The 19,479-nt window shown below is 68.0% G+C and carries 20 protein-coding genes; 14 read left to right on the top strand and 6 right to left on the bottom strand.

Going from position 1 to position 19,479, the window contains the following annotated elements; all coding sequences use genetic code 11:
- Positions 1-100: 100 nt before the first annotated feature.
- The 14 genes from ABIC90_RS21520 to ABIC90_RS21455 all read left to right on the top strand — a co-directional run bounded on the left by ABIC90_RS21520 (position 101) and on the right by ABIC90_RS21455 (position 13,806).
- Positions 101-634, top strand: a complete 534-nt coding sequence (locus ABIC90_RS21520) for a hypothetical protein (protein ID WP_354357673.1) — start codon at positions 101-103, stop codon at positions 632-634.
- A 161-nt stretch (positions 635-795) separates the two neighbouring features.
- A complete protein-coding gene (locus ABIC90_RS21515) occupies positions 796-1,251 on the top strand; it encodes a PTS sugar transporter subunit IIA (RefSeq protein ID WP_354357671.1) in 456 nt (151 codons plus the stop codon).
- Complete coding sequence (locus tag ABIC90_RS21510; RefSeq protein ID WP_354357669.1) at positions 1,220-1,489, top strand: HPr family phosphocarrier protein; 270 nt, start codon at positions 1,220-1,222, stop codon at positions 1,487-1,489. The genes ABIC90_RS21515 and ABIC90_RS21510 overlap by 32 nt, the downstream gene beginning before the upstream one ends.
- A 10-nt stretch (positions 1,490-1,499) precedes the next feature.
- Positions 1,500-3,299, top strand: coding sequence for a phosphoenolpyruvate--protein phosphotransferase (gene ptsP, locus ABIC90_RS21505; RefSeq protein WP_354357667.1), 1,800 nt, complete (start codon positions 1,500-1,502; stop codon positions 3,297-3,299).
- Between the two features lie 187 nt (positions 3,300-3,486).
- Positions 3,487-3,873, top strand: coding sequence for a DUF4148 domain-containing protein (locus tag ABIC90_RS21500; RefSeq protein ID WP_354357665.1), 387 nt, complete (start codon positions 3,487-3,489; stop codon positions 3,871-3,873).
- A 132-nt stretch (positions 3,874-4,005) separates the two neighbouring features.
- The gene (locus ABIC90_RS21495; RefSeq protein ID WP_354357663.1) at positions 4,006-4,470 is read left to right on the top strand and encodes a Spy/CpxP family protein refolding chaperone; all 465 of its coding nucleotides are present in this window, start codon (positions 4,006-4,008) and stop codon (positions 4,468-4,470) included.
- Positions 4,463-4,957 carry a DUF4260 domain-containing protein gene (locus ABIC90_RS21490; protein WP_354357661.1) on the top strand — a complete coding sequence of 165 codons (495 nt, stop codon included), beginning with the start codon at positions 4,463-4,465 and terminating at the stop codon, positions 4,955-4,957. Before ABIC90_RS21495 ends, ABIC90_RS21490 begins: the two co-directional genes overlap by 8 nt.
- A gap of 112 nt (positions 4,958-5,069) precedes the next feature.
- Positions 5,070-5,792, top strand: a complete 723-nt coding sequence (locus ABIC90_RS21485; RefSeq protein ID WP_354357659.1) for a response regulator transcription factor — start codon at positions 5,070-5,072, stop codon at positions 5,790-5,792.
- On the top strand, positions 5,789-7,183 hold the full coding sequence (locus tag ABIC90_RS21480) for a HAMP domain-containing sensor histidine kinase (protein ID WP_354357657.1): 1,395 nt from the start codon (positions 5,789-5,791) through the stop codon (positions 7,181-7,183). Before ABIC90_RS21485 ends, ABIC90_RS21480 begins: the two co-directional genes overlap by 4 nt.
- Before the next feature lie 135 nt (positions 7,184-7,318).
- Positions 7,319-8,359, top strand: a complete 1,041-nt coding sequence (locus ABIC90_RS21475; protein ID WP_354357655.1) for an NADP-dependent oxidoreductase — start codon at positions 7,319-7,321, stop codon at positions 8,357-8,359.
- Positions 8,360-8,531: 172 nt separating this feature from the next.
- Positions 8,532-9,089, top strand: coding sequence for a fimbrial protein (locus tag ABIC90_RS21470; RefSeq protein WP_354357653.1), 558 nt, complete (start codon positions 8,532-8,534; stop codon positions 9,087-9,089).
- 210 nt (positions 9,090-9,299) lie between these two features.
- Positions 9,300-10,082, top strand: a complete 783-nt coding sequence (locus ABIC90_RS21465) for a fimbrial biogenesis chaperone (RefSeq protein WP_354357651.1) — start codon at positions 9,300-9,302, stop codon at positions 10,080-10,082.
- A gap of 20 nt (positions 10,083-10,102) precedes the next feature.
- A complete protein-coding gene (locus tag ABIC90_RS21460; RefSeq protein WP_354357649.1) occupies positions 10,103-12,814 on the top strand; it encodes a fimbria/pilus outer membrane usher protein in 2,712 nt (903 codons plus the stop codon).
- Positions 12,811-13,806 (top strand): fimbrial protein, encoded by a 996-nt coding sequence (locus tag ABIC90_RS21455; protein WP_354357647.1) that lies wholly within the window; start codon positions 12,811-12,813, stop codon positions 13,804-13,806. The genes ABIC90_RS21460 and ABIC90_RS21455 overlap by 4 nt, the downstream gene beginning before the upstream one ends.
- 6 nt (positions 13,807-13,812) lie before the next feature.
- On the opposite strand, the gene ABIC90_RS21450 is transcribed toward ABIC90_RS21455, so the two are convergent.
- From ABIC90_RS21450 to ABIC90_RS21425, 6 genes are all read right to left on the bottom strand, one after another.
- Complete coding sequence (locus ABIC90_RS21450; RefSeq protein WP_354357645.1) at positions 13,813-14,133, bottom strand: hypothetical protein; 321 nt, start codon at positions 14,131-14,133, stop codon at positions 13,813-13,815.
- Between the two features lie 75 nt (positions 14,134-14,208).
- The gene (locus ABIC90_RS21445) at positions 14,209-15,078 is read right to left on the bottom strand and encodes a DMT family transporter (protein WP_354357643.1); all 870 of its coding nucleotides are present in this window, start codon (positions 15,076-15,078) and stop codon (positions 14,209-14,211) included.
- A gap of 195 nt (positions 15,079-15,273) precedes the next feature.
- Complete coding sequence (locus ABIC90_RS21440; RefSeq protein ID WP_354357641.1) at positions 15,274-15,960, bottom strand: AraC family transcriptional regulator; 687 nt, start codon at positions 15,958-15,960, stop codon at positions 15,274-15,276.
- 59 nt (positions 15,961-16,019) lie between these two features.
- Entirely contained in the window at positions 16,020-16,580 is a 561-nt protein-coding gene (locus tag ABIC90_RS21435) for a hypothetical protein (protein ID WP_354357639.1), read from the bottom strand.
- Between the two features lie 47 nt (positions 16,581-16,627).
- A complete protein-coding gene (locus ABIC90_RS21430; protein ID WP_354357637.1) occupies positions 16,628-17,776 on the bottom strand; it encodes an SLC13 family permease in 1,149 nt (382 codons plus the stop codon).
- A gap of 130 nt (positions 17,777-17,906) precedes the next feature.
- The gene (locus tag ABIC90_RS21425) at positions 17,907-19,454 is read right to left on the bottom strand and encodes a class I adenylate-forming enzyme family protein (protein ID WP_354357702.1); all 1,548 of its coding nucleotides are present in this window, start codon (positions 19,452-19,454) and stop codon (positions 17,907-17,909) included.
- Positions 19,455-19,479: the final 25 nt, after the last annotated feature.

Below are 19,479 nucleotides of genomic sequence, written 5' to 3'. Positions count from 1 at the left end.
CTGGAAAGAAGGAGCGGAGGGCGGCGCGATTTTAGGTCCGCACGCCGGATCGTGCTGGCGTATGCCCGCAGCTCCGGCGCGGCTCGATAATCGCTCCCCCATGCCGTCGTCGCTCCTTTCCCGCTCCAGGCTCGTGCTGCTCACAGCCGCAGCCGCGCTGCTCGCCGCCTGCAGCCCCACCTTCAACTGGCGCGAAGTGCCGATCGCCGGGGCCGGCCTGATGGCGATGCTGCCCTGCAAGGCCGACCACGCGACGCGCGCGATGCCGCTGGGCGCCGAATCCGTCCAGGTCGGCATGAGCGGCTGCGAGGCCGGCGGCGCGACCTTCGCGGTGGCCCATGCCTCGGCCAACAGCCCTGTGCAGGCCGATGCCTGGCTGCAGGCGTGGCGCGCGGCCACCCGCAGCCAGTTGGGGCCGCAGGCGACGGAAGCGCCGGCCACCCTTCAGCGCGCGAGCGTCTCGCCCGCGCCGTTGCGCCTCGACGCGCCGCAAGGCGCCGCACCCGTTCAGGTGCTCTGGTTCGCCCAGTCGCAAAAAGACGGCACCGTGGCGCTCTACCAGGCGACCGTGCTCGGCGCGCCGTCCTCGCCCGAGGCTGCGAAGACCTTCTTCGATGGCCTGCGCCTGCCATGAGCGCTGAGATGGCCCGCCACCGCCGCCATTGCGGGCCCGGCAACGGACAGTGCCTGTGCATCTCGCGCCGCATTGTCTGTTTTCCGGGGCTGCCGCGTTGTGCCATATCTCTACTTACGCCGGGCGCCCCCGCATAATCGACGCGTCGTCCTCCGAGCCGCATGAACAGCATCCTCATCATTGCCCACTCCCCGTTCGCGCAGGCGCTGCGGCAGTGCGCGCTGCATGTGTTTCCCGACTGCGAGCAGGCCGTTGTCGCGCTGGACGTGTTGCCCAACGTGTCGCCCGAGGAAACGCTGGCCGCCGCGCGCATCACGCTCCAGCAGCAACTGCATGCGCCGCGCTCGCAGGTGCTGGTGCTGGCCGACGTGTTCGGCGCCACGCCCTGCAACGTGGCGCAGAAGCTGGTGGACGGCGTTCATTCGCGGCTGGTGGCGGGGGTCAACCTGCCGATGCTGCTGCGCGCCGTCACCTACCGCCACGAACCGCTGGACACGCTGGTGCAGCGCGCCATCGCGGGTGGCACCGCCGGCGTCATGCAGGTGGCGGTGGCGGCTCCCCAGAACCAGGCAAAAAGAAAGCACAGTGATCAAGAAATCCGTGACCATCAGCAATAAGCTGGGCCTGCATGCGCGCGCATCGGCCAAGCTGACCAAGCTTGCAGGCAGCTACCCGTGCGAGGTGTGGCTCTCGCGCGGCGACCGCCGCATCAATGCCAAGAGCATCATGGGCGTCATGATGCTGGCCGCCGGGCTGGGTTCCACCGTCGAGCTCGAAACCAACGGCCCGCAGGAAGAAGAAGCGATGAACGCCATCGTCCAGCTCATGGACGACAAGTTCGGCGAAGGCGAATAAGGGCAACGCCATGACCTTCGCAGTCCACGGCCTCCCTGTCGCCCGTGGCATTGCCATCGGCCGGGCGGTGCTGGTGGTGTCCAGCCGCATCGACGTCGCCCACTACTTCATCAAGCCCGAAGAGATAGAGACCGAGATCGACCGCGTGCGCACTGCGCGCAACGCCGTCGCCGACGAACTCGCCAAGCTGCAGACCAGCGTCGCGCAGATGGGCCCGAACGACGCGCCGCACGAGCTCGCCGCGCTGCTCGAGGTGCACCAGATGCTGCTGCAGGACGAGGCCCTCACCGGCGGCGTCAAGCACTGGATCACCGAGCGGCTCTACAACGCCGAGTGGGCGCTGACCACGCAGCTGGAGATCATCGCGCGCCAGTTCGACGAGATGGAGGACGAGTACCTGCGCGAGCGCAAGGCCGACCTCGAGCAGGTGGTCGAGCGCATCCTGCACCGCATGAAGGGCACGGCTGCGGTGCTCGCGCCCAGCCCGCCGCGCCGCAAGCGCGCCGCCACCCACGACGAGGACGACGACCCCACCGCGGGCGACGGCATCGACGTGCCGCTGGTGCTGATCGCGCACGACCTCTCGCCGGCCGACATGCTCCAGTTCAAGAAGAGCGTGTTCGCGGGCTTCGTGACCGACGTGGGCGGGCGCACGTCGCACACCGCCATCGTCGCGCGCAGCATGGACATTCCGGCCATCGTGGGCGCGCGCACCGCGAGCCAGCTGGTGCGCCAGGACGACTGGGTCATCATCGACGGCGATGCCGGCGTGATGATCATCGACCCCTCGCCGATCATCCTGGCCGAGTACGGCTTCAAGCAGCGCCAGGGCGACCTCGAACGCGGGCGGCTCGCGCGGCTGCGCCACAAGCCCGCCGTCACGCTCGACGGCCAGCGCGTCGAGCTGCTCGCGAACATCGAGATGCCCGAAGACACCGTCGGCGCCGTCAAGGCCGGCGCGGTGGGCGTGGGTCTGTTCCGCAGCGAATTTCTCTTCATGGGCCGCGAGTCGTCGGCGCGCCAGACCCGGCTGCCCGACGAAGAAGAGCAGTACCAGGCCTACAAGCGCGCGGTCGAGGGCATGCAGGGCATGCCGGTCACCATCCGCACCATCGACGTGGGCGCCGACAAGCAGCTCGAAGGCAAGTCGACCAGCAAGCAGGAGCATCTGAACCCGGCGCTCGGCCTGCGTGCCATCCGCTGGAGCCTGGCCGATCCGGCGATGTTCCTCACGCAGCTTCGCGCCATCCTGCGTGCCGCGGCGCACGGCGAGATCCACCTGCTGATTCCCATGCTCGCGCACGCGAGCGAGATCCGCCAGACGCTCTCGCTGATCGATTTCGCGCGTGCCGAGCTCGACAACCGCGGCGCGGTGTACGGCCCCGTGAAGCTCGGCGCCATGATCGAGATCCCGGCCGCCGCGCTCACGCTCAAGCTCTTCCTGAAGCACTTCGACTTCCTGTCGATCGGCACCAACGACCTGATCCAGTACACGCTGGCCATCGACCGGGCCGACGAGGCGGTGGCGCATCTCTACGATCCCGCGCACCCCGCGGTGCTCAAGCTGGTGGCCGACACCATCGCCGAGTGCCGCCGCCAGGGCAAGGGCGTGGCGGTGTGCGGCGAAATGGCGGGCGACGTGGCCTTCACCCGCCTGCTGCTCGGCCTGGGCCTGCGCAGTTTCTCGATGCATCCCTCGCGCATCCTTGCCGTGAAGCAGGAAGTGCTGCGCGCGGACACCAGCAAGCTGGAGCCCTGGGCTCGCAGCGTGCTCGAGTCGGACGACCCCGCGGCCGCGCTCGCGGGCTGAGCGCGGCGGTACGCCGCGTTCGCCCTTCGCGAAACACCGAGGAACCGGCTTCGCCCGGCCTCAGGTGTTGCCCCCGGCAGGGGGCGAGCGACATAAAACGAAACACGCCGAAACCGCGGTGAAAGGACTTGCCGCGCCTGCGCAAGCACGATCAGGGCTCCTCAACACCCCCTGAAAGGCTTGCATCATGAAGTTCCTCTCCATCTCCGCCTCGCTGACCCAGATCCTCGCCGTCAGCTCCTTCGCCATGCTCGCCGCTGCCGGCGCGAAGGCCGAAAGCTACGAAGGCGTGCAGGCCGCCGTGTCGGCCAAGAGCCGCGCCGAGGTCAGCGCGGAAGCCGTGCGCACCGCATCGGCCCCCAACCAGAACGTCGTGCGCGGCTCGCGCGGCGCCGAAACCATGGCGGTCTCCACCGACCGCGCGCGCGTGGTGGCCGAAGCCGTGCGCACCGCCGCCGCGCCCGACCAGAACGTCTCGTCGGGCTCGCGCGTCAACAGCAAGGTCGTCTCGACGATGCAGAACCCCGTCGACGCACGCGCCGAAGCTGCGCGCGGTAACAGCAGCAAGCTCTGAACCCCAACGCCCGTGCTGCTGTCTTGCCCCTCGCAATAAAACGCAACACACCGAAACCGCGCTGAGAAGACGCCGGAGCGAGCAAATCGCACCATCGAACTTCCTCCATTCAAGACCACACAAGGATTTCTCATGAAGCACTGGATCAAACGCACCCTCTTCGGTTTCGCCGGCGCGGCAGTGGTGGCCGGCAGCATCGCCGGCTGTGCAGGCCAACGCCACGGCTGGAGCGGCGACAGCGCCGAGTTCCGCAGCAAGATGGTCGAGCGCGTGGGCAGCAAGCTGGAGCTCGATGCCTCGCAGAAGCAGAAGCTCACTGTGCTGGCCGAGAAGCTGCAGGCGCAGCGTGAAGCGATGCGCGGCGCAGGCGGTGCAGGCGACCCGCGCTCGCAGTTCAAGGCCCTGTTCGCGGGCAACAAGCTCGACCAGGCCGGCGCCGCGAAGCTGGTCGACGAGAAGACCGCCGCCGTGCGCAGCGGCAGCCCCGAGATCATCGCGGCCGCCGCCGACTTCTACGACAACCTGAACGCCGCGCAACAGCAGAAGGTGCGCGAGTTCATGGAGCGGGGCGGCCGCCGCTGGAGCCACCGTGGCTGAACTTGACTCACCCCCAGGCTTCGCGCACTTCGTGTCGCTGCGCCAACCCCCTTCGAGGGGGCGACACCTGTGGCCCGGCAAAGCCGGCTCCACGGTGTCTCACGAACAGGCAGTCGTGGGCGGCGTCCGCACCCTGCTGCGGCTCGAAGGTGCTTTCGTGCTGGCCGCGGCGTTGGCCGCCTACACGCAGTTCGGCCTGGGCTGGGGCGTGTTCGCGCTGTGGCTGCTCGCGCCCGATCTGTCATGGCTGGGCTACCTCGCCGGACCGCGCGTGGGCGCGGCGCTGTACAACGCGGCGCACTCGTATGTCGGCCCCGTCGCATTGCTCCTGCTCGGCGTGCTCGCCGCGATGCCGTGGGCGGTGGCGGGCGGGCTGATCTGGTGCGCGCACATCGGCATGGACCGCGCGCTGGGCTACGGGCTCAAGTACGGCGCGGGCTTCGGCTTCACGCACCTGGGCCGCATCGGCCGCACCGATCCATGGTGAACCCGGCCCTGTCCATGGCGACCCCGATCCACACGATGGCGGTGCGATGCCGCCCGGTCTGATGGTGAGCGAGGTCATCCGCCACATGTTTGCCAGGAGGCACAATCCCGCCATGCCGCGCATCCTGCTGATCGACGACGACGAACACCTCGCCGCGCCGCTGACCACCTACTTCGCACGCTTCGGCTGCACGCTCGAGAGCGCCGTGCGTCCGAGCCAGGGCCTTGCCATGCTGCGCGCCGGCACGTACGACGCGGCCATCCTCGACGTGATGCTCCCCGAGATGGACGGCTTTGCGCTGTGCCGCGAGATCCGCAAGGAGAGCGACATTCCCATCGTCATGCTCACCGCGCGCGGCGAGGTGATGGACCGCGTGGTCGGCCTCGAACTCGGCGCCGACGACTACGTGCCCAAGCCCTTCGAGCCGCGCGAGCTGGTGGCGCGGGTGCAGACCATCCTGCGGCGCCAGCGCAGCACCACGGCCGCCGCCAACGCCGCCGGGAACGGAAGCAACAATGGCAACGGCACGCAGCACCGCGTGTTCGACGGCCTCTCCATCGACCTGGACCGGCGGCAGGTGCTGCGCCAGGGCGAGCGCGTCGAACTCACCGGCACCGAGTTCGAACTGCTCGCGCTGCTGGCGGCCGAGCCCGGCAAGGTGTTCAGCCGCGACGACATCCTGAACCGCCTGCGCGGCCACGAGGCCGAGCTCTACACCCGCGCGGTCGACATCGTGGTGAGCCGCCTGCGCAAGAAGCTGGAGCCGCTGGACTGCATCAAGACGCTGCGCAATGCCGGCTACGCGCTGGCCGTCGCACGCAGCGAGCCTGCATGAGGTTCGGCACCAAAGACCACCGCGAAGCGTGGCGCCAGATGGCCTGCCGCCGCGCGGAAATGCGCCGCGAACTGCACGCCCAGTGGCACGAGAAGGTGCAGGGCAAGCGCCGATGGCGCCGCTCGCTGCGCATCCGCCTGGTCATGATGTTCGTGCTGCTCGCGCTGGTGATGACGGCGGTGTTCATGGGCGGCATGAAGAAGTCCTTCTCCGCCGGCTGGGCCGAGGCCGCCAGGCCCATGCTGGTGGACTACGCCGACCGGCTGGTCGCCGAGATCGGCACGCCGCCCGACGTGGGCCGCGCGCAGGCGCTGGTGGCGCGGCTGCCGATCACCATTCGCATCGTGGGCCCCGCGGTCAACTGGGACTCCAACCCGGGCGGCGCCGCCAGCCCCGGCGGCTGGATGCACGACCGCGACGAGGGCACCTGGAACGACAAGTGGTTCATTCGCCCCACGGCCGACGGCCACCGCGTGATCTTCGGCTGGGCGCCCAAGATCTGGCAGCTGGCGCCGCGCGCCGCGGGCTGGGCCACGCTTGCCATTCTTCTGTCGTGCGTGCTGCTGGGCTATGCCTATGTGAGCCGGCTCCTGCGGCCGCTGATCGACATCCGCGAAGGCGCGCAGCGATTCGGCCGTGGCGAGTTCACGCAGCCGATTCCGGTGCGGCGCAACGACGACCTGGGCGACCTTGCGGAGCGCATCAACACCATGGCCGACGACATCCAGGCCATGCTCGATGCCAAGCGCGGCCTGCTGCTCGCCCTCAGCCACGAGTTGCGCTCGCCGCTCACCCGCGCCCGGCTCAACGCCGAACTGCTGCCCGCCACGCCCGAGGGCCAGGCCGAACGCGAGGCCCTGCTGCGCGACCTCAACGAGATGCGCGACCTCATCAGCGACCTGCTGGAAAGCGAACGCCTGGCCAGCCCGCATGTGGCGCTGCAGCGCGAGCCGGTCGACCTGGCCCAGCTGGTGCGCGAGATCGTGGCCGAGATGCCCGGCGCCGACGATGTGCACCTCGACCTGGCCGAGGGCCTGCCGCCGCATGCGGTCGATCGCATGCGCATCCGCCTCCTGGCGCGCAACCTGCTGGACAACGCCCTGCGCTACAGCGCCGAGGCGCCCCGGCCGCCCTGCGTGTCGCTGCGCGCCGTGCTGGACGGCCAGGTGCAGGGCATCGAGATCGAAGTGCGCGACCACGGCCCGGGCGTCGACGAGGCGCAGCTCGAACGGCTGACCGAGCCCTTCTATCGCACCGACGGCGCCCGGGCGCGCGCCACCGGCGGCGTCGGCCTGGGCATGTACCTGTGCCGGCTGATCGCCGAGGCGCACGGCGGCAGCTTGACGGTGCGCAACGCGCACCCGGGCCTGCAGATCGTCGTGCGGATGTAGGGGCGTTTCCGCGCCTTGCGGCGGGGTGTGGGGCGCTGTCGCCTGCGCTACCAGGGCGCTCGGGGTGCGCGGCTACGATGCGCCTCCAGCCAGTCGGCCGGCCCGGCCAGCGCCAGTCAATCAAGGAGACTCCCCATGAGCAGCCCACTCACCAACCACCAGGTCCGCCTCGCCAAGCGCCCCGAGGGCACGGCCACCCGCGAGAACTGGAAGTTCACCACCGAGCCGGTCGGCGAGCCGGCCGAGGGCGGCGTGCTGGTCAAGACGCTGTCGCTGTCGCTGGACCCCGCGATGCGCGGCTGGCTCAACGACGCCAAGAGCTACATCGCGCCCGTGGCCATCGACGAGGTGATGCGGGCAGGCGGCGTCGGCCGCGTCATCGCCTCGAAGAACCCGCAGTTCGCGGTGGGCGACACCGTCTACGGCACGCTGGGCGTGCAGGAATACATCCTGATCCCCGAGGACCAGCTCAAGCGCAACGGCCTGGTCAAGATCGACCTGAACGTCGGCACCATCGGCCAATGGCTCAACGTGCTCGGCATGCCGGGCATGACCGGCTACTTCGGCCTCATGGACGTGGGCCAGCCCAAGGCCGGCGAAACCGTGGTGGTGTCGGGCGCGGCCGGCGCCGTGGGGCAAACGGTGGGCCAGCTGGCCAAGCTCAAGGGCTGCCGCGTGGTCGGCATCGCCGGCGGCGCGGCCAAGTGCGAATGGGTGGTCAAGGAGCTGGGCTTCGACGCCTGCATCGACTACAAGGCCGGCGAGGGCGCGGTGCGCGCGGGCCTGAAGGAACACTGCCCCAAGGGCGTGGACATCTACTTCGACAACGTGGGCGGTGAAATCCTCGACCAGGTGCTGGCCAAGCTGGCGCGCAAGGCCCGCATCATCATCTGCGGCGCCATCAGCCAGTACAACAACGCCAACAGCATGCCGGGCGCCGGTCCGCGCAACTACCTGAGCCTGCTGGTCAACCGTGCGCGCATGGAAGGCATCGTGGTGTTCGACTACGCCGACCGATACCCCATCGCCATCGCAGAACTCGCCGGATACCTGAAGGATGGCCGCATGAAGAGCAAGGAAGACGTGGTTTCAGGGCTCGATACCTTTCCTGAAGCGCTCAATCGGCTGTTCAGCGGTGAAAACTTCGGCAAGCTCGTGCTGCAGGTCGCCGAATAGGTATGCTTTTTTGCATTTGGGCGTATTTCACAATCGACCCAATAACAATGTCAACTACTGTTAACTGGCGATAAAGCAACATCTTCTTGCGTCTTTGAATAACTAAACTGCGGCCGCCCTGCATTCAGGCAGTCGCAATCTCAGTTCATTCAATTCCTAGGGAACGCAAAAAATGAAGAAGTCTGTACTCGTCAAGTTCGCAGCACTGGCCGTGGCCGGCGCCGTGTCGCAAGGCGCTTTCGCCGCTGACGGGACCATCAATTTCAACGGTGAAATCACTGCGGACGCTTGCTCCGTGTCGCCCAACAGCCAGAACCTGATCGTGCCGCTCGGCAAGGTCGCGAGCAAATGGTTCGAAGGCACCGTCGGCGGAAAGGCCCAGGTCGGCAAGAAGTCCACCCCCGCCAAGTTCAGCATCGATCTGCTGGGCTGTGACACCACCACCATCAAGAACGCGAAGGTCAAGTTCGACGGCGCGGCCGATGCCGATGTGAAGACCGCCCTGCGCGTTGGCGCGGGTGAGGTGAGCGGCGGCTTCGCCACCGGCGTCGCCATCGAACTCGGCGATTCGAGCGGCACAAAGATCGACTTGGGATCGCCATCCAAGGACTACGCACTGAGCGAGGGTGACAACTCGCTGAAATTCCAGGCGGCGTACGTCGCCACCAAGGACAAAGTGACGGTCGGCCCGGCCAACGCGATCGCTCAATTCACGATTGCCTACAAGTAAGTAGCGCCCCCGGCATTTCCTCGGCCAGCGTGAAGCGCTCACCGCTTCGTGTGGGCCGGATGCCATTCAGGCCTGTGCCGTGCCCGGACCTCCGCGTCCCGCCGGCACCGGCTTTTCTTCTTTCGCCTTTTTTTTACGGTGCCTCTCGGGGCGCCGAGTGGCGGGTGCGCATGTTCTTTCTTGCGTCTGACCCGCCATGAGGACTTTTCTATGTGCAGCAACCATCGCTTCTGTTGGGCTTTCGCCATCCTGCTGATGCTGGGTCTTCAATGGCCGGCCGTTGCGGGCGTATCGCTTGGCGGTACACGCGTGATCCTCGGCGAGAGGGATCGCGAAGCCTCTATTCCGATCAAGAACGGCGGCACCTCGCCTTACGTGGTTCAGGCCTGGATCGATGCCGGTGAAGGCAAGAACAAAACACCGCTGCTCGTCACGCCGCCTTTGTCGCGGCTCGACCCGGGCATGGAAAACATCCTGCGCATCATGCGCGTGGCCGGCGAGCTGCCGGCCGACCGCGAGTCGGTGTTCTGGCTCAACGTCAAGGAAATCCCGGAGAAGTCGAAGGAAGAGAACGTTTTGCAGATTGCAGTGCGCAGCCGCATCAAGCTTTTCTACCGGCCTTCGAAGCTGGCGGGCAAGTCCGATGAAGCGCGTGGCCGGCTCAAGTGGGCGGTGAGCGCGGGCGCCGAAGGGCAGGGCGCGCTGCTGAAGGTGAGCAACCCGACGCCCTATCACGTGACCTTCACTGCGCTGAACATCAACAGCGGCCAGCAGCTGATCAACGCCGACATGCTGCCGCCGTTCGGCGAAACAAACTACCCACTGGACGCGGTCAAGACGCCGCAGGCGATCCAGGTCAACTACACCACGATCAACGACTACGGCGGAGAGACGCCCGAAGAGCGGGTGCAGGTTCCCGCAGGCGCCGAACCGGTGGCTGTGAAGGCCGAGCTGGTTCCGCCCGCGCCTTCCATCGACGGCGCCAGGCGCTGAGACGCAAGAGACGAATCGCCATGCGCCGTTCATCCGCTCTTCGCGCGCCGTTCCGGCTGACCGTGTGCGCGGCCCTGCTGGGTGCGCTCGGCGCGCCCGGCCACGCGCAGGAGAAGCCGCAGCCGTCGGCCGGCTCCAGCTTCAACGAGGAATTCCTGAGCATCGGCGGCGACCAGCCGCATGCGGACCTCTCGCTCTTTTCCTTCGGCAACCGCGTGCTCGCGGGCAAGTACATGGTCGACGTGTCGCTCAACGAGCGCGGCGCGGGGCAGGCCGAGATCCGCTTCGCCGCCAAAGACGGCAAGAACGATGCCGAACCCTGCCTCACGCGCGGCATGCTCGATGCATGGGGCGTCAACGTGACGGTGTTTCCTGAACTGTCGGGTGCCGCGGAGGAGGCCTGCATCGAGCTGACCCAGGTCATCCCCGATGCGGCCGTGACCTACGACGCCGGCAAGCAGCGCCTGTTCGTGAGCATTCCGCAGGCGGCGCTCAAGCGCTCGGCGCGGGGCGCGGTCGGTCCCGAGAAATGGGACAAGGGCATCACCGCCGGCATGCTGGACTACCAGGTCAACTTCGCGCGCTACAGCGGCAATAACTATCGCAACGACGTGAACACGTTCGCGTCCCCGCAGAACGTGTTCGACGGCAACCCTTTTGCCGAGCGCGACAGGCGCCTGCAGCGCAACACCCTGTTCGCGGGCCTGCGCGCCGGTTTCAATTACGGCGACTGGCGCTTTCGCCACTTCTCAACCTACAACCGCGGCATCGACGGCAAGAGCCGCTGGCAGGGCATCAATACTTACGCGCAGCGCGATCTGGCTTCGATCAACGGCCAACTCCTGATCGGTGACGGCAACACGCCGGGCAGCTTCTTCGACAGCCTGCCGTTTCGCGGCGTGCAGCTCTCGTCCGATGACGCGATGCTGCCGGACAGTCAGCAGGGCTACGCACCCACCATCCGCGGCGTGGCGCAGACCAACGCGCGCGTCACCGTGCGCCAGAACGGCTACGTCATCTACAGCACCTTCGTGGCGCCCGGGCCGTTCATCATCGACGACCTGTATCCCACCTCGTCGAGCGGCGACATCGAGGTGACCATTGCCGAAGCCGATGGCCGCCAGACCAGGTACACGCAGGCCTTCTCGGCCGTGCCCACACTGCTGCGCGAAGGCTCCTGGCGCTATTCGGCCACGGTCGGCAAGTACCGAAACGACCACGACGGCGGCAGCGTGCTCGGCATCCGGTCGTCGCTCTCGCAACCCGCCTTCATGCAGGCAACGCTCGCGCGCGGGCTCGGCAGCGAGTTCTCGCTTTACGGCGGTGTGCTGATGGCGAACATGTACCAGTCGCTCCTCGTGGGCATGGGCAAGAACCTGCGCGACTTCGGTGCCGTGTCGTTCGACTTGTCGAGCGCGCGCACGACGGACCGTACGCCGGCCAACAGCGTGAACACCTACGACGGCCAGTCGGTGCGCTTTCTCTATTCGAAGTCGTTCATCGCCTCCGGCACCAACTTCCGCGTGGCGGGCTACCGTTACTCGACCAGTGGCTACCGCACCTTCCAGGAAGCGGTGCAAATGCAGGACCTGCGGCCCTTCGAGTCGTTCAACAGCCGCCGCAACGAAGTGCGCTTCGAGGTTTCGCAGCAGATCGGCGACCTGGGCACGGTGTTCGCGTCCGCACGCCAGCAAAGCTACTGGGGCACCGGTGCGAAGGACCGGCTGGTGCAGCTGGGTTACTCGGGCAGCTACAAGCAACTCGGCTACAGCGTCTTCTACAACCACTCCTCCAGCCTGAGTCGATCGGCCGTGCGGCAGGTGATGTTCACGCTGAGCATTCCGCTGGGCGACACACGCGCCAGCGCGATGTACTCGCTCAACCGCGACGACATGGGTCGCATCAACCAGCAGGCCAGCGTCTACGGCTCGGCCTTCGACGACAGCCGCCTGACCTACAACATGACGGCCGGCGCTGCCAACCAGAACGGCGGCAGCAGCGGCAGCGCAAGCGCCAGTTACCTGTCGCCGGTCGGTCGCTTCGACATCGGCCATTCGAAGGGCCGCGGCTACGGCCAGAGCACCTTCGGCATGTCGGGAGGCGTGCTGATGCACGCCGACGGCATCACGATGTCCCAGGCGCTCGGCGAAACCGTTGCGCTGGTGCAGGCGCCCAAGGCCTCAGGCGTGGGCTTTGAGTCGCAGCCCGGCGTGGCGACCGACTGGGCTGGCAACGCGGTCATTCCCAATCTCACGCCTTACCGCCTGAATCGCCTGGCGCTGCGCACCGGCGACCTGGGGGACACGGTCGAAGTAAAGAATGCCGCCACCGAGCTGGTGCCCACGCGTGGCGCCGTCGTGGTCGCGAAGTTCGAGACTTCGGTGGGCTTTCGCCTGCTGATGGTGTTGACCGACGGCAAGGGGCGGGCGCTGCCGCTGGGTTCGAAGATCGAGAACGAGGCGGGTCAGGAGGTCGGTATCGTCGGTCCCGACGGTCAGGCTTTCGTGAGCGGCGCGGCCGACAGCGGACAGCTCACGGTGCGGTGGGGTCAGGACACGGCCGACCAGTGCGTCGTGCCCTACAGCCTGCCCGATGAAAAGAATCCGCCACCGATCCGCGAGTTGACGGGTCGGTGCTCGACGTCCGCACTGGCGCCGGCGCCTGCGGCGAATACCTTGGACGCGGCGCGATCCGGAAGAACGCGGCCAATCATCATGGGAGTCGATCAATGAAAAGAAATGCGATGCGTTGGCTGTTCCCCGCCGCCGCGCTCTTGTTCTGTGCACAGGACGCGTGGGCCATTTGCACACTGTGGCCGGGTTTTTCCCCCATCACGATCAACATGGTCATGGGATCGATCCTCGTGCCCCATGACGCCGTCGTTGGTCAAAAGCTGCGTGAGAAAGACTTCAAGATCAACACCACGGGAGGGCCTCTGTCCGCTGTGAAATGCCCCTACGGCGGCGTTGCTCGCGGCGTGATGAAACAGGGGCAAGATCTGAACTTCCCGGGCCTTGAGAAGCTGTATTCCACCAACGTACCCGGTATCGGTATCCGGCTGCTTCGCACCATCAGCGAGTGGGAAAAAACCTACTATCCGCATGTCTTGACGCTCGAGAGCGATAGCGATTTCGACCCGATGGCCGCATTCCGGGTGGAGGTGTACAAAACGGCCGCCGTCACGGGCAGCGGAGCGTTGGCCGAGGGTACTTACACAGAGTACCTGATCGAAGACGGTATGTCGGTCCTGACCACTTTCCTGAGCGCCAATGCGATCACCATCATCACGCCCTCCTGCACGGTGGACACGGGCTCGCGCAATATCCCAGTGCAGTTCGGGAAAGTCCCGAAGAGCAATTTCAAGGGTCGCGGCACCGTGACGGCCGAGCGCGATTTCAATATCACGCTCAAGTGCAAGGCCGGCATAGGCGTGCGCAATACCGTCTACCTGCGTATGGATGCGACGCCGGACCCATCGAACGAGCAAGGCGTTCTGCGGATCACGCAGGCCGGTACGGCCACTGCAGGCGGCGTCGGCATCCAGGTGACCCGGAGGATCGACGGCAAGAAAGAGCCGGTCAGGTTTGGTGACGAGGTTGAGGTGGGCCCGTCGAAGGACGGCGACTACGTGCTGCCCTACACCGCGCGCTATTACCAGACCAGCGACGAAATAAAGGCAGGCCGCGCCGACGGCAAGGCCACCTTCACGCTCGACTACAAATAGGGGGAGTCAGTCGGCCGGCCGCATCGGAATATCGCCCATCGCGTCATCCTCCCGCAGGCCGCGTGCCGCCTTCAGCAGTTCGATCGACAGGCCGTCGCTCTGGCCCGCAAAGCCCTTGGCGACGCCTTCGAGTACCGTCGACAGGCCGACCTCGCCGTCGGCGCGCGCGTCCATGCTGACATTGAGCACCCGTGCCGCCATCTGGCGATAGGTGAGGGCGCCCGCGCTTTCCAGCGCGGCCACCAGGTCGAGATACAGCGCCAGGTTCAGGTCGAACACCAGCTTGGGTGTGATCTCGAAATCCTCGTTCTTGTTCTTGTCGTGCATGGATGTGGCTCCTTTTTTTCCTGAGGCTCCACTCTAGCCACAAAAAGTCGCCGGGCTCGTCGGATACCGCCTGATTCATCGTGCACGCGAGCCCATGACGGCGGCCGAGATGATGAGCAAGGCCGCGAGCACGATGGTCCAGGTCAGCGGCCGGCCGGTGACGAGCAGCAGCAGCGCGGTCGATGCCAGCGGCGTGATGTAGCTCAGGATGCCGATCTGCCGCGCATCTCCGCGCTTGAGCGCCATGTCCCAGACGAAGAAGGCCGCGCCCAGCGGACCGAGGCCGCACAACGCGACCAGCAGCCAGTCGCGCGCGCCCAGCGCCGTCGAAGGCTCCAACAGCGCATGGCAGACCAGCGACAGCGCGCCCGACACCAGCCCGAAGAGCCCGATGGCCGAGGTCGGAAATGCCGGCACCCGCTTCGTCCACAGCGAGTAACTTGCCCAGATGAAAGCCGAGCCCAGCGCCGGCAGGAAGCCCCAGTACGCCATGAATGCGGTGGATGGGGTGGACGTGTCCGCGGACGGCGCCGCGCCGCCGCGCGCGCCCAGGATCGCCATGGCCGCGCCCGCGAACCCCAGCAGCGCCGCGATCACATGCAACGGCCGCAGCGACACCCCCGGCAGCAGCACCGGCGCCAGTACCACCATGAAGAGTGGCCAGAGGTAGTTGACGAGATTGGCCTCGACCGGCGGTGCGTGCCGCAGCGCAATGAACAGCAGAAAGTGAAAGCCGAACAGGCCGTACACGCCGAGCGCCAGCGTGCGCGGCGGCACCTTCCAGGCCGCGCGGTCGCGCAGCACCAGCGGCCAGCTGGGCACGCTGCCGATGATCAGTGCCAGGCCGGTCAGCAGAAAGGGCGGCAGGTGCGAAAGGGCGGTGCCCAGCGAGGCGAGCGTGGCCCAGAGCGCGATGGCGACAAGGGCGTAGACGGTGGAGGACATGGCGCTCGAGCCTAAGCCAGCCCGTCGTCGCGCAATGCCGGTGCGTCGTCGCAAGCCGCCGGTCTTGGCGTTGCTCCTTCCCCCGCTGGGGGAAGGCGGGGATGGGGGCAGGCCTTCGATGGAGTGCTGCGCTTGTTCGAGGCGCCGCGTGCCCCCACCCCACCCTCCCCCAGCGGGGGAGGGAGAAGAACAAAGTCAGCGCCGCAGCGCCGCGGTCAGCGCCGACGGCGAGCGGTAGCCCGTGCGCCGCGCCGTCTCCGCCACGCTCAGGCCGCCCAGCCGCAGCTCGCGCGCATGCGCAAGCCGCAGCGTGCGAAGCCAGTGCATCGCGCTCACACCTTGCTCCTCGCGGCAGCGCTGCGCGAACTGGCTCGCGCTCAGGCAGGCCACCTCGGCCAGATCGGCGACGGCCAGGGGCTCGTGCCACCGCGCCCGCGCCCATGCTTCCAGCGCCTGCCAGTCGATGCGGCGACGGCGCGCCTCCGCCGATGAAGGCGCCGGGCGCCATGCCTCCAGCAGCAGCGCGGGGCCCTGCCGGAGCGCGAGCGCGGATTGCTGCGGCTGCCCGATGCAATGCGCCAGATACCGCGCCAGCGCATGCAGTTGCGGCGCGTCGGCCGCTGCGCGCTCGGCACAGCGGGCCCACGGCGCGTGTGCGGTGTCCAGCACCAGGCACAGGCTGCCCTGGCCGCGCGCCTCGAAGTCATGCCGGTCGCCCGGCGCGACCACCTGCGCCTGCCCGACGCCGATGCCGGCACCGCGGCCCTCCACTTCGATGTCGAGCCTGCCGCGCAGGCCGATCAGCACCTGGAAGTGGTCGTGCGCATGGCTGCCGCGCGAAGGGCCGTAGTCGCGCAGCGAAAGGGCGGGGGTGATGGGCATGGCTGCCGGGGATTGTCCGCGCTGCCCGCGCCAGGCCGCAAGCCGCGCGCGTCGCTGAATCAGGCCTCTTGGCGCTCCTCGACGCGCCGGCCATTGACCCGGACCGCCTCGACCACGCGCCCGCCGCCGGTCGACAGCGCCTGGGTGCGGCCCTCGGCAAGCACTTTGTCGCCGACCTTCAGCCCCAGGCGTACGAAGCCGTCCGGCTTCGTGTGGACGAAGTCGCCGGTGTCCAGCACCACGCCGTTGGCTTCGCCGTGCCGCGCGTAGTTCAGGCGCACCACGGTGCCGGCGATCTGCTGGCCTGCCGGCGTATCCGCCGGTGCCAGGCCATCGACCGACACCAGCCGTTCGAACTGGTAGACGGTGTGCGCCGCGTCGCGATCGGTGCCCTTCGGCGAAGGACCCTGTTCGGCCCCTTCGATCACCAGCGCCTGGCCCGGGCGCAGGCCGGCGAAGGCGGCGGCCGCGGCCTCGTCGTGGCGGTCGAACACGAACTGCGTGGCGATGCCGTCGGTGTCGATGAGCACGCCCTCGATACCGCCCTTCGGGCTGTAGACGAGGTGCTGGAAGCGGCCTTCGACGGACCAGATGTCGATGGTTTCCTGGGGATGCGGCATGAGGGAGTTCCTTTGTGAGAGTGGTTATGGAGCGGGGGAGACAGCAATCAGCCGAGCCGCAGCAGCACTGCGGACGCCGCGCACACGAGCAGAAAGGGAATGCTGATGCGATGGAATTCGCGCAGCCCGTTGGGCAGCTTCGCCAGGCGCAGCGCGATCAGGTTGGCCAGCGAGCCCAGCACGCAGCCGAAGCCGCCCACGCTCACCCCGGCCGCCAGCGCGGGCAGGTCGCGCACATGGCTGTCCAGCAGAATCGCCGCCGGCACGTTGCTGATGAACTGCGAAGTGACGATGGCCGCGAGGTAGGCGCGCCATCCCTCGGTGATCGGCCAGTGGCCGAGCAGCGCGGTGACGGCGGGCAGCTCGGCCAGCTGCCGCAGGTCCACGAACATCAGCGCGATGATCGCGAGCAGCGCCCAGTCGATGCCGCGCAGCACGCGCGGGTACGTCACCAGGAACACGCCGAACACCACGCCCAGGCCCGCCAGCAGCCAGTGCCGGTCGAGCGCGACGACGAAGCCCACGAACAGCACGCCCGCCAGCGCCAGCAGGCGCGGCTGCACCGCCGCCGCTTCGCTCGCGGGCTTGAGCGCGATGGGCGTGCGCGGCACCAGCAGCCACACCGCCACGAAAAGCCAGAACAGCATCACCGCCACCGTCGGCCCCATCATTCCCATGAAGCCGAAGAAGCTCTCGCCGGAGCGGTGCCAGAGGTACAGGTTCTGCGGATTGCCGATGGGCGTGAGCGCGGAGCCCGCGTTGACCGCCAGCGCCTGCAACACCACCAGCCGCGCGAGCGGCAGGTGCGCCTGGTTGGCCAGCACCCGGGTGAGCGGCACCAGCAGGAACAGGCTCACGTCGTTGGTGACCAGCGCCGACAGCAGCGCCGCGCTCGCCGTCAGCAGCAGGGCCAGGCTGCGCTGGTCGTGCGTGCGCGCGAGCAGGCGCTGGGCGGTGGCCTGCAGCATGCCGCTTTTTTCCACGCCCTGCGTGATCGCCAGCAGGCCGGCGAGCGCGCCCACGGTCTGCCAGTCGACCAGCCGGAGCCAGTCCATGGGGGCGCGCGGGCGCAGGAAGGCGAACGCGACGGCCACGGCGACCAGCACCCACAAGAGGCCGTTGCCGCCGCCTTCGTGCGGGGAGGATGCGTCGTCGGATGAAGAAGCGGGCAGGGCGGGCGCGGTGTCTTTGGTCATGAAGCGGCGGAGGTCAGTACGGAGGCGGCCGGCTCGCCGGCTGGCGGGCGGCCATGACGGCGAGTTTCGGGCATTGCCGCCGCGAACAATGCCAGCACGCCCTGCGCCTCATGGTTCAGGCCGTGCCGCGTCAGCCGGAGGCGCGTTCTCGCAGCACCTGTTCCCGCAGCTCGCGCTTGAGCACCTTGCCGATCGCGCTGCGCGGCAGCTCGGCGATGAAGTGAAGGCGCGCCAGCCGCTGGGTCTTGCCGAGCTGGTCGTTGGTCCATTGCAGCACCGCGTCTTCGGTGGTGGCGTCGCCTTCACGGCGCACCACGAAGGCCACCGGCGTCTCGCCCCATTGCTCGGAGGGCACGCCGACCACGGCCACGTCCGCCACCGCCGCATGGCCGCGCAGCACGGCTTCCAGGTCGCTCGGGTAGATGTTGAAGCCGCCGCTGATGATCATGTCCTTCTTGCGGTCGAACAGCGTGAGGAAGCCGTCGGCATCGAAGCGGCCCACGTCGCCGGTGCGGATGAAGCGCTTGCCGGCGGCGTCGAACCATTCGGCCTCGCGCGTCTTGGCGGGCTGGCGGTGGTAGCCGGTCATCATGCCGGCCGAATGGCCCACCACCTCGCCGGCCGTCTCGGTGTCGTGGCGCGGGAGCTCGTGGCCCTCCTCGTCGATCAGGCGGATGTCGCTGCCCTCGGCCGGCTGGCCCACGGTGTGCAGCTTGGTCGGATGCAGGTGCGCCTCCAGGATGCAGGTGCCGCCGCCCTCGGTCATGCCGTAGAACTCGATCAGGCCCCCGGGCCAGCGCTGGAGCACATCGGCCTTGAGCGCCGCGTTGAAGGGCGCGCTGGTGCTGAACTTGAAGCGGAACGACGAGAGGTCGTGCGCGTCGAAGCGCGGGTGCGCCATCAGCCGCTGGTATTGCACCGGCACCAGCATCGTGTGCGTCACGCGGCGCTGCTCGGCCAGCTGCAGGTAGCCGCCGGCATCGAACTTGGGCATGAGCACCACGCAGCCGCCGAAGGCGATGGTCGGGAAGAACACCACCAGCGTGGTGTTGGAGTAGAGCGGCGTGGACAGCAGCGCGACGGTGTCGGCGCTGTATTCGTACTTGGCGCCGCGCTGCACGTGGGCCCAGCGCATGCCGTGCCCTTGCACGATGCCCTTGGGCTCGCCGGTGGTGCCCGACGAATAGATGATGTTGAAGGGCCACGACGGCTGCGTGTCGACAGGCGTGGGCTGCGCGCCGGCCGGTGCGAGCCAGTGCGCCAGGCTGCCGCCGACCGCGGAGCCATCGAGCGCGACCCGCGGGATGCCGCCGTCCCTGGCGGGGCCGATCACCTCGGCCGCCGATGCATCGGTGAAAAGGATGCGCGCGTCGGCGTCTTCGATCATGCGGGCCAGGCTGGCCGGCGTGGAGCCGGGCGCCAGCGGTGCCACGGCCACGCCCGCGCGCAAGGCGCCCAGGAATACCGCCGCGTAGTTCACCGACGACGACGCGCAGACCGCGACGGCATCGCCGGCTCGGAGGCCGTCGCGCTGCAGGCTGGCCGCGATGCGGTCCATCAGCGCGTCGAGCGCGCCGTAGGTCAGCGTGTGCTGCGCATCGGCCAGCGCGGCGTGGCCGGGGGTGTGCTGGGCGTGCAGGCGAACCAGGTCGGCGATGGCGCCGAATTCGCGTGCCATGGCGGCTTGAAAGGCGGGGTTCATG

Origin of the sequence: Variovorax boronicumulans (genome assembly GCF_040544675.1) — a bacterium.
Taxonomy (GTDB): domain Bacteria; phylum Pseudomonadota; class Gammaproteobacteria; order Burkholderiales; family Burkholderiaceae_C; genus Variovorax; species Variovorax boronicumulans_D.
The sequence above is the reverse complement of the archived record's forward strand: the minus strand, read 5'-3'. Positions and strand labels throughout refer to the sequence as shown.